A 14,694-nucleotide genomic window follows, 5' to 3' on the forward strand; every position below is an offset into this window, starting at 1 on the left:
GCACCTTCAAGGGTCCCCCCTCACCGCCCCGGCCGCATCCGCGCGCCCCTCAACCCTCGCGGAGAAGGGCCCTGACCTGCGGTTGCGCAGGTCAGGGCCCTGAGGGGCAGACGAGTCGGGCTGTACGCCGGGTTCTGTGCCCCGGGACCTCGCGGTCGTCGGGGTGACGGCCATCCATCTAGGACCGGCGTTGCCGCCGGCCTCCTGCGGTCTACCCGCGGACTCGGGCGAGCAGCCCTCGAACATCCGCGCAGGGACACCGGGGTGTCCCCTCTTGACCTTGCTCCGAGTGGGGTTTACCTAGCCGCCTGAGTCACCTCAGGCGCTGGTGGTCTCTTACACCACCGTTTCACCCTTACCGAGGCCCGTACGGGTACGGTCCCCGGCGGTCTGTTTTCTGTGGCACTGTCCCGCGGGTCACCCCGGGTGGCCGTTAGCCACCACCCTGCTCTGTGGAGCCCGGACGTTCCTCGGGAGGGTCCGAAGATCCCCACGCGGCCGCCCGCCCGGCTCGTCTGCCGTGCCGACCATGCTACCCGCCGCGCCGGCCCGCGCTTGACCCTGCCGCAGCGTCAGGGTTTCTACTGGGCCCATGCGTATCGGCGAGATCGCCGCCCTGGTCGGGGTCACCCCCCGGGCCGTGCGGCACTACCACCAGTCCGGGCTGCTCCCCGAGCCCGCCCGGCGGGCCAACGGGTACCGGGAGTACGGCGTCCGGGACGCCGTCCTGCTCGCCCGGATCCGGCGCCTCACCGAGCTGGGGCTCGGCCTCGACGAGGTACGGGACGTGCTCGCGGGTGACGAGGGGCGCGGGCTCGTGGAGGTCCTGGAGGAGCTGGCCGACGACCTCGCCCGGCAGGAGGCCGTGCTGCGGGAGCGGCGGAAGCGGCTCGCCGTCCTCCTGGACGAGGCCCGGGCCGGGCGGCTGCCCGCCGACGGGCCCGTCTCGCCGGAGTTCGGCGCGCTCCTGGCCGGTCTGGGCGAGCTGCCCGCCTCCCCCATGGCCGTGAAGGACCGGCAGGTCCTCGCCCTGCTCGACGCCGTCGTGCCGGAGGAGGAGCGGGCGCGCCTGATGGAGTCCCTGCGCGGCATGGCCCCGTACGCGCACGAGGTGTACGCGCTGTTCGACGCCCTGGAGGACGCCGCGCCGGACGATCCCCGTGTGGACGGGGCCGCCCGGGTGCTCGCGGACTGTCTGCCGGACCTGCCCGGGGCCGAACCGCCGGAGCCGGAGGGGGTCGAGGGTGGGCGGGACTCCGGAAACCTCCTCGCGGACGCCGTCTTCGCGGACCTCTCCCCCGCCCAGGAGGCGGCCCTGCGCCTCGCGATGCGCCTCGTCCGGGAGCGGCGGGAGGGGGGTTCGTGATGCCCGTGCGTCCGATCCGGGGACGGAGGGAGGGGTCCGTGCGCCCGCTCCCTGGACGGCGGGAGGGGTCCGTGACGTCCGTGCGTCCCCTCCGGGTCCTCGCCTGGGCCGTCCTGCCCCTCGAAGTCGTCCTCGTCGTCTGTCTCGCCGGCGGCGTACGGATACCCGCCGTCGTCCTGGGCCTCGCCGAAGTCCTCGTGGTGGGGCTCCTCCTCGCCGAGGGCATCGTCCTTCTGCGGCTGCGGCGCAGCGGGCTCTCGTGGCGGGACGCCGTGGCGGAGCTGGTGCCCGGGCCCGTGCTGCGGCTCCTCGGGCACGAGCTGCGGCTGCTCGCGAGCCTGGGGCGGTGGGTCGCGCGCCGGCCGCACGGGACCGCCGGCGCGGACGGGGTGTTCCCGCACGCCCGCGACCAGGCCGCGCTGATGTACGGCTTCGCGTTCGTGTGCGTGGTCGAGACCGTCGGCCTGTCGTTCCTGCTCGCCCGCTGGCCCGTCGTCCACGGGATCGTCCTCGTCCTGGACGTCTACACCGTGCTCTTCGTCCTCGGTCTGCACGCCGCCTCCGCGACCCGCCCGCACGTCCTCGCCGGAGGCGTCCTGCGGCTGCGGCAGGCCGCCCACGTCGACCTGCGGATCCCGCTCGACCGGATCGCGTCCGTACGGCGGGAGACCCTCTTCTCCCACGAGAAGACGGACGGCGAGCTGAACCTCGCCGTCGGCGCGCAGACCTCCGTCACCGTCGAGCTGACCGAGCCGGTGGACGCGCCCCGGCTGCTCGACGCGCCCCGGCCCGTACGGGTCGTCAGGGTCCACGCCGACGACCCGCAGGCCCTGTACGGGGCGGTGCGCGAGGCACTCACGCGGGTGCGAACAGCGCCTTCGCCCGACCCGGGTCCGCCTCCGCGAGTCTGACCCGCAGCCACTCCCCCAGCGGCAGCGGGGCCCCGCCGCCCGCGATCCGGGCGACCACCGCCGGGTCCTCCAGGTGGACGGTGCCGGTGGACGGCTCGCGCTCCTTGACGTCGATCACGTACGCGTCGAAGAGTTCCCCGATCCGGTCCTTCAGGAGCGCCGCCTCGACGATGTCGACGCTCTCGCGCTCGACGGAGTTGGCGCGGCGCGAGCCCGTGGCCATCTCGTCGGGGAGCAGGGGCAGCGCGGCCCGCACCCACTCGGGCGGCTCGTCCCCGGCGACCGCCGCCACGCACAGCTCGCTCGCGTACCGGTCCACGAGCCGGCGCAGCGGGGCGGTGCAGTGGGTGTACTCGTCGGCGACGGCGGCGTGCACGGCCGGGTCGGGGACGTGCCCGTCGGTGAAGACGGTGTACCCGGCGCCGCGCAGGAGGGTGGTGCACTCCTGGAGGAACGCGGCGTGGCGCGGGTTCGAGGGGTCGGCGGAGCGGACGACGTCGGCGTACGGGACGTGGTGCGGCCAGTCGACGCCGAGGGCCTGCGCGGAGCGGCGCAGCCGGGCGACGGCGCCGTCGGGCGCGGTGGGGAGGGTGCGCAGGATGCCGGTCCCGGCGGCGGTCATCAGGTCGGCGGCGGCCATGCCGGTGAGCAGGGAGATCTGCGCGTTCCAGCTCTCGGAGGGGAACGGGGCCCGGTAGACCAGGTCGTAGCCGTCGTCCTTCTCGACGATCTCCTGCTCGGGGACGTCGAGGGAGATCCCGCCGCGCTCGATCTCGATGGCCTCGCGCAGGCGCCCGATCTCGCGCAGCAGGGCGATCGGCTCCTCGGCGGTGCCGGAGTCGATCTGCCGCTGCACGCCCGCGTAGTCGAGTTTGGCGCGGCTGCGGACGAGGGCGCGGCGCACGTCGGTGGCGACCCTGCGCCCCTCGGCGTCGAGGTCGATCCGCCACAGCACGGCGGGCCGGGCCTCGCCGGGGAGGAGGCTGGCGGCCCCCTCGGAGAGGACGGCGGGGTGGAGGGGGACCTTGCCGTCGGGGAAGTAGAGGGTGAGGACCCGGCGGTGGGCCTCGGCGTCGAGCGCGGAGCCGGGCGCGACGAAGGCGGCGACGTCGGCGATGGCGTAGTGGACGCGGTAGCCGCCGTCGGCCCTGCGGGCCAGGTGCACGGCCTGGTCGAGGTCGGTGGAGCCGGGCGGGTCGACGGTGTGGAACGGCAGGTCGGTGGCGTCGTGCGCGGGGAGCCGGGGCGCCTTCGCGGCGGCCTCGGCCTCGGCGAGGACGGCGGGCGGGAAGTCCTCGGGGACCGCGAGTTCGGTACGGAGTGCGCGCAGGGCGGCCCGCAACGGAGCCTCGGCTGCGCCGGTCACGTGTAGGGGGCGGCGGGGCATGGACCGAGCGTAGGGGGTGGGGGCGGGCGCGTCATTTCGACGGCGTTTCGGCGGCGGAGGCGGGGCCGGCCGGGCTTCGGTGGGACGGTGCCCCGGGGCGCAGCGGGGCGGCGGCCCGGCCCGGCAGGCCGGCGCCGCTTTGTAGGCTGGGCGGCCGGGGCCGCACCCCCACCCCCGTCCGTACGAAGGAGAACCACCGTGCTCGTGCTGCTGCCGCCCTCCGAAGGCAAGGCTCCGTCGGGGAGCGGGGCGCCCCTCAAGCCGGAGTCGCTGTCCCTGCCGGGGCTCGCGGAGGCGCGGGCGGCGGTCCTGGACGAGCTGGTCGAGCTGTGCGTCGCCGACGAGGAGAAGGCCCGCGAGGTGCTCGGCCTGAGCGAGGGGCTGCGCGGCGAGGTCGCGAAGAACGCCGAGCTGCGGACGGCCGGCGCGCGCCCGGCCGGTGAGGTCTACACGGGCGTCCTGTACGACGCGCTCGGCCTGGCGACGCTGGACGCGGCGGCCCGGGAGCGGGCCGGGGACGCGCTCCTGGTCTTCTCCGGCCTGTGGGGCGCCGTGAAGGTGACCGACCGCATCCCGTCGTACCGCTGCTCGATGGGGGTCAAGCTGCCGGGCCTCGGCGCGCTCGGCGCGCACTGGCGGGGCCCGATGGCGTCCGTACTGCCCGAGGCGGCCGGGGACGGGCTCGTCCTGGACCTGCGCTCGTCGGCGTACGCGACGGCGTGGCGGCCGAAGGGCGAGGTGGCGGCGCGGACGGCGACGGTGCGGGTGCTGCACGCGCCGACCCGGAAGGTGGTCAGCCACTTCAACAAGGCGACGAAGGGCCGGATCGTACGGAGCCTCCTGGAGGCGGGCGCGGAGCCCGGCACCCCGGCCGAGCTGGTGGAGGCGCTTCGGGACCTGCGGTACGTGGTGGAGGAGGGCGGCAGGGCGGGGGCCCTGGACGTCCTGGTGGACGAGGTCCACTGAACTCCGGTTGCATTCTGCGCAACGCTCGTTGCGGGGGACGCTCGGCCTCGTCAGGATGAGGCCATGACGAGCGTGTTCGACCTTGCCCCGGAAGCCCCCGTCGTCCCCGTGGTGGTGATCGAGGACGCCGCCGACGCGGTCCCGCTGGCCCGCGCCCTGGTGGCCGGCGGGCTGCCGCTGATCGAGGTCACGCTGCGGACCCCGGCCGCGCTCGACGCCCTGCGGGCGATCGCGGACGGGGTGCCGGAGGCGGTCGTCGGCGCCGGGACCGTCGTCTCGGCGGCCGGGGTCGCGGACGCGGTCGGCGCCGGGGCCCGGTTCCTGGTCAGCCCCGGCTGGACCGGGCGGCTCCTCGGCGCGATGCGGGAGTCGGGCGTGCCGTTCCTGCCGGGGGTCTCGACGGTCTCGGAGGTCGTGGCGCTGCTCGAACAGGGCGTGGACGCCATGAAGTTCTTCCCGGCGGAGGCGGCGGGCGGCGTCCCGTACCTGAAGTCCCTCGCGGGCCCGCTCCCGCAGGCCCGCTTCTGCCCGACCGGCGGCGTCTCGGCCGCCTCCGCCCCTGCCTACCTCGCCCTGCCGAACGTCGGCTGCGTCGGCGGTACGTGGATGCTGCCGCCCGACGCCCTCGCCGCCCGCGACTGGGCCCGGGTCGAGTCCCTGGCGCGCGGGACGGCGGCGCTGCGGGCGCCGGTCAGCGGGCGGTGAACGCGGCGGTCAGGTGGTCGTTCACCGGGCGGTAGCCGAGCCGCCGGTACAGGGCGTTGCTGGTGGGGTTGGCCAGGTCCGTGAAGAGCAGGACCTGTACGGCCCCGGCGTCCCGGGCGGCGCGGGTGACGGCGGCGGTGACCCCGGCGGCGTACCCGCGTCCGCGCGCGGCGGGCGGGGTGTAGACGAGGTGGACACGGGACTGGCCCTCGGCGACGGGCGAGAAGCAGGCCATGGAGACGGGCCGTCCGTCGTCCGCGTCCCAGAACAGCAACCGGCCGTCGGAGATCCGCTCCGTGACGGGCCCGGTGTAGTCCTCCCCCGGCTCCTCGCCGATGTCCCGGACGAACTCCCTTGCCCAGGCGGCGGCGAGGGGTACGTCGGCGGTGGTGGCGACGCGGGCGCGCCCGGCGGGGGCCGGGTCCGGCGGGGTGAGCGTCCCGAGCCGGAAGAGCCGCATCCGGAAGGTGGCGGTCCAGGGGCGCCCGATGGCCTCCGCGAACGCCTCGACGGGCGCCGTCTCGCCCCGTACGACCGCCAGTCGTCCGTTCTCGGGGAAGTCCGGCGAGGAGGCGAGCGCGCGGGCCGCCTCCGGCGTCACCGTCCCGAAGGTCGGCTCGCCCGGCGCGGCCACCACGAGCACCCCGGTGACCCGCCCGTCGGGCTCGGTCCACCAGCCGAGCCGCCCGGCCGTGTCCACGAGCGTGAGCAGGCCGGTGTTGCGGGCGGGCTCGGCGGCGAGCAGGGCGCCGGCGGCCGCGCGGAAGACGGCCGGGTCATCGGTGAAGTGCCACGTCATGGGTGGTGATGGTGGTACGGGGAGGGGCCCCGTGCCACCCGTTTTCCCCTCGCCCTACCGCAGGTGCGAGGTGTCGTTGAGGAGGCGTACGGAGGCGTTGCCGTCGGCGTAGTAGGCGACGGCCGAGATCGAGGCGGCCGACAGCTCCATGCGGAACAGGGACTCCGGCGGGGCGCCGAGGGCCAGCCGGACCAGGGTCTTGATCGGCGTGACGTGGGTGACGAGGAGGACGGTGCGGCCCGCGTGGGCGGCGGTCAGCCGGTCCCGGGTCGCGGCGACGCGCCGGGCGACGGTCGCGAAGCTCTCGCCGCCGCCGGTCGGCGCGGCCTTCGGGGAGGCGAGCCAGGCGTCGAGGTCCTCGGGGTACCGCTCGCGGACCTCGCCGAAGGTCAGCCCCTCCCAGGCGCCGAAGTCGGTCTCCCGCAGGCCCTGTTCGATCCGCACGTCGAGCCCGAGGCGGGCGGCGACGGCGGCGGCGGTCTGGCGGCAGCGGGTCAGGGGCGAGCTGACGATCTCCTGGATCGTGCCCCGGGCGGCGAGCGCGGCGGCCACGGCCTCGGCCTGTCGCAGCCCGGCCGCCGACAGCTCGGGGTCGCTCCCCCCGCTCCCGGAGAACCGCTTCTCGGGCGTGAGCGCGGTCTCCCCGTGCCGCAGCAGCACGAAGGTCGCGGGCGCCCCCATGTCGGGCCCGGCCCAGCCCTGCGGGGCGGTGCCTCGCGGCTGTACGGGGGTGGAGGCGGGGGCGTCGGCCCGCGTGGCTCCGGTGGTGCGGGCCGCGTGGCCCGTCGGCGCCAGGGCGCCCGCCTCGGCCTCGAAGTCGCCCGAGGCGACCGGGGTGGAGGAGGTCGCGGTGGCGTCCTCGGCGGCGAACAGGCCGTCGTTCGGGCCGTCGCCCGTGGTGGGCCGGGCGCCCGCGCCTGTGTCCGTGCCGGCGTCGGAGGTCCTGGCGGCCGGGGAGCCGGGAGTCCTGGCGGCCGGGGAGCCGGGAGTCCTGGCGGAGGTCCCGGCGGTCGGCGTCCCGGAAGCCCCGGTGCTCGGCGTCCCGGCGGTTCCGGAAAGTGCCGCCCTCGCCCGGGCCGCCCCCGCCCGCGCGTCGCCCGGCGGGCCCGACGGCGGTGGCGCGGCGGCGTTGCGGGCGGCCGAGGCGTCCAGGGACGCGGTGGAGCCGGACGGCTCCCACCGGCGCCCGAGCCGCCCCGCGTCCATCGCCTCGTTCGCCAGCCGGTCCGCGTGCTTGTTCCGCTCGCGCGGGATCCACTCGTAGCGGACGCGGCCCGCCGGGAAGACCCGGCCGGCCTCGGCCGCGAGCGGTTTCATGTCCGGGTGCTTGATCTTCCAGCGGCCGGACATCTGCTCGACGACCAGCTTGGAGTCCATGCGGACGTGGACGGTGGCGTCCGGGAAGAGCTCCCGGGCCGCCTTGAGGCCCGCGACCAGGCCCTTGTACTCGGCGACGTTGTTCGTCGCCACACCGATGTACTCGGCGGCCTCGGCGAGCGTCTCGCCCGTCGCCGCGTCCAGGACCACGGCCCCGTAACCGGCGGGCCCCGGGTTGCCCCGGGAGCCTCCGTCCGCCTCGACGACGAGCTCGCGCGCGGAGGTCATTACAGGCCGGACTCCGAGGTGCGGACGAGGATCCGGCGGCAGTTCTCGCACCGGACGACCGCGTCCTTGGCGGCGGAGCGGACCTCGTTCAGCTCGGTGATGTTGAGCTCGATGTGGCAGCCCTCGCACTTGCGCTGGTAGAGGCGGGCCGCGCCCACGCCGCCCTGCTGCTCGCGCAGCTTCTCGTACAGCTTGAGCAGGTCGGCCGGGACGGAGCCCGCGACGAGCTCGCGCTCCTTGGTGAGGGAGGCGGCCTCGGCGTCCAGCTCGGCCTGGGCGGTGTCGCGGCGGGCGGTGGCGTCGTCGGTCTTGGCCTGGACGGCGGAGACCCGCTCGGTCAGCTCGGCGAGGCGCTCCTGGACGGACTCGCGGCGCTCCATGACCTCCAGGACGATCTCCTCCAGGTCGCCCTGGCGCTTGGCGAGGGAGACGATCTCGCGCTGGAGGTTCTCCAGGTCCTTCGGGGAGGAGACGGCGCCGGAGTCGAGGCGCTGCTGGTCGCGCGCGGCGCGCTGGCGGACCTGGTCGACGTCCTGCTCGGCCTTGGTCTGCTCGCGGCCGCAGTCGCTCTCCTCGGTCTGCGCGGCGACGAGCAGGTCGCGCAGCTGGTTGAGGTCCTTGGTGAGCGCCTCGATCTCGGCGTGCTCGGGCAGCGAGCGGCGCTTGTGGGCGAGCTGCTGGAGGCGGGTGTCCAGGGCCTGGACGTCGAGGAGGCGGATCTGGTCGGCGGGCGCGGCGTTCAGTTGGGGGCTCCAGGAGAAGAGGTGTGGTGGGAGGACCAGGGGTCGGTGACCGTCTTCGAGACGTGGACGCGGAGGTCCCAGCCGTGACGGTCGGAGATCGCGTCGAGCTGCGCGGCGGCCTGCTCGCACCAGGGCCACTCGGTGGCCCAGTGGGCGGCGTCGACCAGGCCCAGCGGGGTCCGCTGGGTGGCCTCGGACACGGGGTGGTGGCGCAGGTCGGAGGTGAGGAAGGCGTCCACGCCGGCGGCGCGCACGGCGTCGAAGAGGCTGTCGCCGGAGCCGCCGCTGACGGCGACCCGGCGCACGAGCATGCCGGGGTCGCCGGCGACCCGGATGCCCTGCGCGGTGGCGGGCAGCCGCGCGGCGGCGCGGGCGGCGAACTCGGCGAGGGTCTCCGGGCGGTCGAGCTCGCAGATCCGGCCGAGGCCGTTCTCGGGGACGAGCGGGCCGGTGACGCGCAGGTCGAGGGCGCCGGCGAGGGCGTCGGAGACGCCGGGGTCGGCGGTGTCGGCGTTGGTGTGCGCGACGTGGAGGGCGATGTCGTTCTTGATGAGGTCGTGCACGACGCGGCCCTTGAAGTGGCCGGCCGCGACCGTCGTCGTACCGCGCAGGTAGAGCGGGTGGTGGGTGACGATCAGGTCGGCGCCGAGGGAGACGGCCTCGTCGGCGATCTCCTGGACGGGGTCGACGGCGAAGAGGACGCGGCCGACCGGGGCGTCGGGGTCGCCGCAGACGGTGCCGACGGCGTCCCACTGCTCGGCCCGGTCGGGCGGCCAGAGGGCGTCGAGTTCGGCGATGACTTCAGACAGACGGGGCACGGGGGAAAGGCTACCTGTCCCGCGTACTCCACCGCCCTGGCCTGTGGACAACCCCGTCCGGACCCCGGCCCCTGTGGACAACCCCGCCCCTGGTCCCGCTCCCGACCCCGGCTCCGGCCGCACCCCCGCCACCGGAGCCACCGACTCCACTTAGGCTCCCCTTACCCGAGGTCACCGCCGGTTACTCCAGCACACCCGTCCTCCCCCGCTCAGCAGAACCGCCGGACGGCCACCCTTATGTGTGAAGTGAGCGGGCTCGTGTTGTTCGGCTGGAAGTACGAAAACTAGCTTCGTCGCCGGAGGTGACGAGTCGATGACAGCGTGTGCCATCGAGACGACGGCCGAGGACGACGACCGCGAAGGGAAGCAGGGCGGGGGCGGCGGTCGGCCGACGGGGTTCACGACCACGGCGAACGGCGCGTACGCGGCCAGGCTCGCGGGCGTCGGCGACGCCCTGTACGTGGAGAGGTGGACCCTCGACGGTCCGGAGCCGTACGCCGTGCCGCTCCCCCTCGACCAGCCGGAGGAGCCGCACACCCAGCTCCTTCCGCTCGCGGACGGCCGGGTCCTCGTCTGCCGCCGCGTGGACGGGCGGCGGCACTCCTTCTCCCTGCTCTACCCGACCGGCCCGGCCACCGGCGAGCTGCGGCTCGGCTCGGTGGACGCGCCCGGCTCCGAGGGGCTCGTGCTGCTCCCGCCCTCGCCGGACGGCATCTGCGCGTACGCGATGTGCGTCGGCCCCGACAGCACGACGCTGTGGCTGGTGGCGGGCGGGGCCTTCGGTCCCGAGCAGGTCGCGGAGGTCGAGGGGCACTGCTCGGGCGGGGTGTGGCTCGACCGTACGGGCCGGATGCTCGCCCTGGACCGGCGGCTCGGCGACGGCCCCGTGAAGGCGGTCGCGATCGACCTGGAGCGGGGCGGGGAGGTGACGCCGCTGCTCCAGATCACCGAGGAGAGCGACGACCGGCTGCTGCTCGCGGACCCGGACAGCGGGCTGCTCCTGATCCGCTCCGACGCGCCGTCGCCGGGTCACGACCGGCTCGGCTGGGGCGTCCTGGGCAGCCTGCTTCCGGTCCGCTTCCCGGACTGCCTGCGGCTGGACGACGCGGCGGTGACGCCGTTCGCCGTGCAGCCGGGGCAGGTGCTCATGCCGGAGGGCTGCGCGGTGGCGCTGCGGATCGACGCGGCGGCCGGGAGCTGGGTGGGGACCTGGCGGCCCTCGTCCCGCCGGATGGACCAGCTGGCGGTCCCGCAGGGCTGGCTGGCGGGCGCGGGCCTGTGGACGCCCGGGGGTGTCCTGCGGCTGCCGTACGCGACGCCGGGGACGCCGTGCGGGCTCGCGGCCCTGGAGCCGCCGCCCGAGCCGGACCCCGTGCCGGAGCCGGAGCCGGTGACGGTCCCCGAGGAGCCCCGGGTGTGCCGTCCCGTACCGCTCCAGCAGGCTCCCCTCACGGACCGCCGGCCGGCTGACTAGACTCTCGGGCCGCACGGCAGAAACAATTTCCACGGGGTGAGTTGCAGCATGTCGGAAGCAAACACGGAGGGTACGGAGTCGCACGGCTCCGGGCGGCATCGTGGTGAGGCCTCGCCGGCGGAGGACTCCTCGTCCTCGCCGCACGGCCGCCACCGCCGCGAGCCCGACGCGCAGTGACCGGCGCGTCCGGGCGACCGGGCGCGCGAAGCGGTGATCCGGAGGGCCCCGGGGGAAACCCCGGGGCCCTCCGGCGTTTCCGATCGCCCTGCACGCGTTCCCGGCCGTCCCGTACGTACTCCGGCCGCCCTGCCCCTTGCTCCCGGCCGCCCTACGCGTGTTCCACGAACGTGTCGGCGAGTACGGGGGCGTCGTCGCGCTCCGCCGCCGCGACCGTCACCTGGGTGCCGCCCTCCACGGTCCACATCCGGATGCGGAGGGTCTCGCCGGGGAAGACGATCCCGGCGAAGCGGGCGCGGTAGGCGCGGACGCGGGTGACGTCCCCGTCGAGCAGGGTGTCCACGACGGCCTTGAGGGTCATCCCGTAGGTGCAGAGCCCGTGCAGGATGGGCCGGTCGAAGCCGGCGAGGGCCGCGAACTCGGGGTCGGCGTGCAGCGGGTTCCAGTCGCCGGAGAGGCGGTAGAGCAGGGCCTGTTCCTCGCGCACGGGCCGTTCCACGGTCCGGTCGGGCACGCGGTCGGGCAGGGGGAGCCGGTCGGAGGGGCCGCGGTCGCCGCCCCAGCCGCCCTCGCCGCGCACGAAGATCCGGGCGTCGCTCGTCCACAGCGGGCCGTCGGCGTCGGCGGTCTCGGAGCGCAGGACGAGGACGGCGGCCTTGCCCTTGTCGTGGACGGCGGCGACGCGGGAGGTGGAGACGGCGCGCCCGCCGGTGGGGAGGGGGCGGTGGAGGGTGATCGACTGGGCGCCGTGCAGGACGCTCATGAGGTCGACGTCGACGCCGGGGGCGGAGAGCCCGTCGACGATCCCCATGCCGCCGCCCGCGACGGTGGCGAAGCTGGGCAGGACGTGGAGCCGGGACTCCAGGGTGTAGCGGAGTTCGGCGGGGTCGGTGGCGGGGGCGCCCGCGCCGAGGCCGAGGTGGTAGAGCTGGACGTCCTTGTGGTCCCAGGCGATCTCGGTGCTGCGGGGTTCGGCGGCGACGGCCTTGGCTGCGTCGATGGGCATCGGGCTGCGGCTCCTCACGGGATGGCCCCGGAGCGCGATCGCTCCGGGGCACGGTCGTCCCGGAGCGCGGTCGCTCTGGAACGTGTTCCAGTTCGGTGGCCCTCATGTATAGCCGAGGCGACGGGGCTTGGGAACCTTCCCTGACGAGACGTCAGAACCCTTACGGGGCCGCCCCCGAGGAAGTACGGGCACCCGGCGTCGGCGGCGGGCCGGTCAGCCGACGATGGCGACCGGGGCGTCCCAGGCGTTGCGGTCGACGTTGATGGTGTGACCGCCGCGGGTCTCCTTGCTGTTGGCCTTGTACTGGTGGCCGCGGCTGTGGTTCGTGTACAGCTTCGGGTCCCAGGGCCAGTCCTTGGTGGTGGTCTCCTGGCCGTTCCACAGGGCGTACCAGAGGTTGCCCGGCAGGTCCGTGCGGTCCTTGGCGGTGGCGATCGCCTTGGCGCTGGAGGTGCTGAAGCCGTAGAGGCCGGCGCGGTAGGTCTTGGCGCGCAGGGTCCTGGTGAAGGAGCGCACGTAGGTGAGGGTGGCGTCGTTGCAGGCCTTGTCGGCGATGTTGTACGACTCCATGTTGAGGTAGATCGGGCTGCCGGGCTTCATGCCGAGGGCGGTGGCCTTGGCGATCGCGTCGTTGGCGTTGGCGGCGCCGACCGAGGCGGCGTTGGCCGCGGTGAACCGCTCCTTGTTGAGGCTCTTCTGGCAGGGCGGCTGGGCGCCGACGTACAGGGGGATGACGCGCCAGCCGAGCTTGTCGACCGACTTCACCCAGGGCTTGGTGAGGTTGGGCTGGGCGCAGCCGCGGTTCTTGCCGCCGATGTAGACGGCGACGCCGCCGTAGTAGGCGTCCTTCTTCCACGCGGTCATCGCGGCGAGCGAGGGCGCCGTGCAGGCGTCGAACGCCCGGCCGGTGTAGGTCTTCTGCGCGGGCCACGCGGGGGCGGCCATCGAGGTCTGCGCCGCGATCCCGGCTCCGGCGACGACGGTGACCCCGGTCGTCGCCAGGGCGATGTAGCGACCTTTTCTGGACAGCCGGTGCTTCGGCATTTCCCCACCCCATACGTGTGCGTTCTGCGGATCGCGGCCCCGTCCCCTCGGGGCGCGCCCACCATAACCCGGCCTTCGCCCGCCCTACGCTGGTTCCCGTGACCGAGATGCCGCGGGACCACCGCCCGGGAAAGTCCGTGAGAGTCCTGCTCGCCGAGGACCAGGGGATGATGCGCGGGGCGCTGGCCCTGCTGCTCGGCATGGAGCCGGACATCGAGGTGGTCGCGCAGGTCGGGCGCGGGGACGAGATCGTGGACGCGGCGGTCGTGGCGCGGCCGGACGTGGCGCTGCTGGACATCGAGCTGCCGGGGCGTTCGGGCCTGGACGCGGCGGCGGACCTGCGGGACGAGGTGCCGGACTGCCGGGTCCTCATCCTGACGACGTTCGGCCGGCCGGGCTATCTGCGGCGGGCGATGGAGGCGGGGGCGGTCGGGTTCCTGGTGAAGGACGGGCCCGTGGAGGAGCTGGCCGAGGCGGTCCGCAAGGCGCTGCGGGGCGAGACGGTCGTCGACCCGGCCCTCGCGGCGGCGGCCCTCGGCGCGGGCCCGAACCCGCTGACGGCCCGCGAGCGGGACGCCCTTGCGGCCTCGGTGGACGGCGCGACGATCGCGGACATCGCGGCCGCCCTCCACCTCTCGGAGTCCACGGTCCGCAACTACCTGTCCTCCGCGATCGGCAAGACCGGCACCCGCAACCGCATGGAGGCGGTGAGGGCGGCCCGGCAGCAGGGCTGGCTCTGAACCCGCGCGGCGCACGTACAGGACCAGCGGGCGGCGGCTCCGCGCGGACATACGTACAAGACCGGCGGGCGGCGGGCCCCGCATCCTCCCTCCATGAGCGAACTCACGGGTGAACACGACACGGGGCGTACCCACGGACCGCGGGCCCACGGACTGCGCGTGGTCCACGACGGTCCGAAGGACGCGCCCCCGCTGCTGCTGATCCACGGATCGGGGGCCTCGGGCGCCACCTGGGGGCCGATGATCCCCGCGCTCGCCCGCCGCCACCACGTCGTCCGGGTCGACCTCCCCGGCTGCGGCCAGTCCCCGCCCGTGCCGTCGTACGACGTGCCCGCGCAGGCGGACCGGGTGGCGGCGGTCCTTGACGGCCTCGGGCTGCGCGCGGTCGCCGTGGCCGGGCACTCCAGCGGCGGTTACGTCGCCACCGCGCTCGCCGAACGGCGCCCCGACCTGGTGGGGTCGCTCGCGCTGATCAGCTCGGGCCCGGCCCCCGACGCGCTGCTCCCGCAGCCGTTCTTCCTCCGGGTCCTGCTGGCTCCGCCCCTCGGCCCGCTCCTGTGGGCGATGCGTTCGGACGCGGTGATCCGCAAGGGGGTCGGCGCGACGGCCGCCCGCCCGGTGGAGGTCCCGGACGCCATGGTCGCCGACCTGCGGCGCGGCACGTACCGCACGACCAGGGCGGTGCTGCGGTGCAACGGCGCCTACATCGCCGAACGGAGCGTGCCCGAGCGCCTCGCCGCCCTCGGGGTGCCCCTGCTGGTGGTCTTCGGCGGCGCCGACCCCCGCTGGGAGCCGTCGTCGGCGCACCGGTACGAGGCGGTGCCGGGCGCGCGGGTCGAGACGCTGCCGGGCGTCGGGCACATGGCCATGCTCGAAGAACCCGGCGGAACCGCCGCACTGCTGCTGGGCTTCACGGCGCCAGGCAGCGACATCCCGCCCGTACGTCCCTAGGC

Annotated in this window: 14 protein-coding genes and 1 other RNA gene; 7 read left to right on the forward strand and 8 right to left on the reverse strand. The window is 75.2% G+C overall.

Going from position 1 to position 14,694, the window contains the following annotated elements; translation table 11 throughout:
* Window positions 1-107: 107 nt before the first annotated feature.
* An RNA gene (rnpB, locus tag CP977_RS10360) (RNase P RNA component class A) lies at window positions 108-514 on the reverse strand.
* A gap of 78 nt (window positions 515-592) precedes the next feature.
* On the opposite strand from rnpB, the gene CP977_RS10365 reads away from it, so the two are divergent.
* Together CP977_RS10365 and CP977_RS10370 are read left to right on the forward strand one after the other, a co-directional pair.
* Window positions 593-1,366 carry a MerR family transcriptional regulator gene (locus CP977_RS10365; RefSeq protein ID WP_062756138.1) on the forward strand — a complete coding sequence of 258 codons (774 nt, stop codon included), beginning with the start codon at window positions 593-595 and terminating at the stop codon, window positions 1,364-1,366.
* 71 nt (window positions 1,367-1,437) lie between these two features.
* Window positions 1,438-2,277: a hypothetical protein gene (locus tag CP977_RS10370; protein WP_152369961.1), complete on the forward strand. Its 840-nt coding sequence runs from the start codon at window positions 1,438-1,440 to the stop codon at window positions 2,275-2,277.
* On the opposite strand, the gene CP977_RS10375 is transcribed toward CP977_RS10370, so the two are convergent.
* Complete coding sequence (locus tag CP977_RS10375) at window positions 2,222-3,664, reverse strand: RNB domain-containing ribonuclease (protein WP_152369962.1); 1,443 nt, start codon at window positions 3,662-3,664, stop codon at window positions 2,222-2,224. The genes CP977_RS10370 and CP977_RS10375 overlap by 56 nt on opposite strands.
* A 198-nt stretch (window positions 3,665-3,862) precedes the next feature.
* Here CP977_RS10375 and yaaA point away from each other — a divergent pair, with 198 nt between their 5' ends.
* Both yaaA and eda read left to right on the forward strand, forming a co-directional pair.
* Window positions 3,863-4,630, forward strand: coding sequence for a peroxide stress protein YaaA (gene yaaA, locus CP977_RS10380; protein ID WP_152369963.1), 768 nt, complete (start codon window positions 3,863-3,865; stop codon window positions 4,628-4,630).
* A gap of 63 nt (window positions 4,631-4,693) precedes the next feature.
* Complete coding sequence (eda, locus tag CP977_RS10385; protein ID WP_152369964.1) at window positions 4,694-5,335, forward strand: bifunctional 4-hydroxy-2-oxoglutarate aldolase/2-dehydro-3-deoxy-phosphogluconate aldolase; 642 nt, start codon at window positions 4,694-4,696, stop codon at window positions 5,333-5,335.
* Here the strand turns inward: eda and CP977_RS10390 are convergent.
* The 4 genes from CP977_RS10390 to CP977_RS10405 are packed head-to-tail and all read right to left on the reverse strand — an operon-like array spanning window position 5,322 to window position 9,300.
* Entirely contained in the window at window positions 5,322-6,134 is an 813-nt protein-coding gene (locus CP977_RS10390) for a GNAT family N-acetyltransferase (protein WP_062756126.1), read from the reverse strand. The genes eda and CP977_RS10390 overlap by 14 nt on opposite strands.
* A 54-nt stretch (window positions 6,135-6,188) precedes the next feature.
* The gene (locus tag CP977_RS10395) at window positions 6,189-7,739 is read right to left on the reverse strand and encodes a bifunctional RNase H/acid phosphatase (protein ID WP_152369965.1); all 1,551 of its coding nucleotides are present in this window, start codon (window positions 7,737-7,739) and stop codon (window positions 6,189-6,191) included.
* Complete coding sequence (locus CP977_RS10400) at window positions 7,739-8,482, reverse strand: zinc ribbon domain-containing protein (protein WP_183953205.1); 744 nt, start codon at window positions 8,480-8,482, stop codon at window positions 7,739-7,741. Before CP977_RS10400 ends, CP977_RS10395 begins: the two co-directional genes overlap by 1 nt.
* Complete coding sequence (locus tag CP977_RS10405) at window positions 8,479-9,300, reverse strand: Nif3-like dinuclear metal center hexameric protein (protein WP_062756122.1); 822 nt, start codon at window positions 9,298-9,300, stop codon at window positions 8,479-8,481. The genes CP977_RS10400 and CP977_RS10405 overlap by 4 nt, the downstream gene beginning before the upstream one ends.
* 313 nt (window positions 9,301-9,613) lie before the next feature.
* On the opposite strand from CP977_RS10405, the gene CP977_RS10410 reads away from it, so the two are divergent.
* Window positions 9,614-10,774, forward strand: a complete 1,161-nt coding sequence (locus CP977_RS10410; RefSeq protein ID WP_152369966.1) for a hypothetical protein — start codon at window positions 9,614-9,616, stop codon at window positions 10,772-10,774.
* Window positions 10,775-11,102: 328 nt separating this feature from the next.
* On the opposite strand, the gene CP977_RS10415 is transcribed toward CP977_RS10410, so the two are convergent.
* A complete protein-coding gene (locus CP977_RS10415; RefSeq protein WP_152369967.1) occupies window positions 11,103-11,957 on the reverse strand; it encodes a MaoC/PaaZ C-terminal domain-containing protein in 855 nt (284 codons plus the stop codon).
* 213 nt (window positions 11,958-12,170) lie between these two features.
* Window positions 12,171-13,001 carry a glycoside hydrolase domain-containing protein gene (locus CP977_RS10420; RefSeq protein WP_062756114.1) on the reverse strand — a complete coding sequence of 277 codons (831 nt, stop codon included), beginning with the start codon at window positions 12,999-13,001 and terminating at the stop codon, window positions 12,171-12,173.
* Window positions 13,002-13,108: 107 nt separating this feature from the next.
* Here CP977_RS10420 and CP977_RS10425 point away from each other — a divergent pair, with 107 nt between their 5' ends.
* Both CP977_RS10425 and CP977_RS10430 read left to right on the forward strand, forming a co-directional pair.
* Window positions 13,109-13,741 carry a response regulator transcription factor gene (locus tag CP977_RS10425; RefSeq protein WP_062757118.1) on the forward strand — a complete coding sequence of 211 codons (633 nt, stop codon included), beginning with the start codon at window positions 13,109-13,111 and terminating at the stop codon, window positions 13,739-13,741.
* A gap of 93 nt (window positions 13,742-13,834) precedes the next feature.
* Window positions 13,835-14,692 (forward strand): alpha/beta fold hydrolase, encoded by an 858-nt coding sequence (locus CP977_RS10430; protein WP_152369968.1) that lies wholly within the window; start codon window positions 13,835-13,837, stop codon window positions 14,690-14,692.
* The last annotated feature ends 2 nt before the right edge of the window (window positions 14,693-14,694 follow it).

The organism is Streptomyces cinereoruber (assembly GCF_009299385.1).
GTDB lineage: Bacteria > Actinomycetota > Actinomycetes > Streptomycetales > Streptomycetaceae > Streptomyces > Streptomyces bikiniensis.

Coding starts and splice junctions, on each gene's coding strand:
- CP977_RS10395 (WP_152369965.1), bottom strand. CDS start 7,739: ATGACCTCCGCGCGCGAGCTCGTCGTCGAGGCGGACGGAGGCTCCCGG.
- CP977_RS10375 (WP_152369962.1), bottom strand. CDS start 3,664: ATGCCCCGCCGCCCCCTACACGTGACCGGCGCAGCCGAGGCTCCGTTG.
- CP977_RS10425 (WP_062757118.1), top strand. CDS start 13,109: ATGCCGCGGGACCACCGCCCGGGAAAGTCCGTGAGAGTCCTGCTCGCC.
- CP977_RS10430 (WP_152369968.1), top strand. CDS start 13,835: ATGAGCGAACTCACGGGTGAACACGACACGGGGCGTACCCACGGACCG.
- eda (WP_152369964.1), top strand. CDS start 4,694: ATGACGAGCGTGTTCGACCTTGCCCCGGAAGCCCCCGTCGTCCCCGTG.
- CP977_RS10415 (WP_152369967.1), bottom strand. CDS start 11,957: ATGCCCATCGACGCAGCCAAGGCCGTCGCCGCCGAACCCCGCAGCACC.
- CP977_RS10390 (WP_062756126.1), bottom strand. CDS start 6,134: ATGACGTGGCACTTCACCGATGACCCGGCCGTCTTCCGCGCGGCCGCC.
- CP977_RS10365 (WP_062756138.1), top strand. CDS start 593: ATGCGTATCGGCGAGATCGCCGCCCTGGTCGGGGTCACCCCCCGGGCC.
- CP977_RS10410 (WP_152369966.1), top strand. CDS start 9,614: ATGACAGCGTGTGCCATCGAGACGACGGCCGAGGACGACGACCGCGAA.
- CP977_RS10420 (WP_062756114.1), bottom strand. CDS start 13,001: ATGCCGAAGCACCGGCTGTCCAGAAAAGGTCGCTACATCGCCCTGGCG.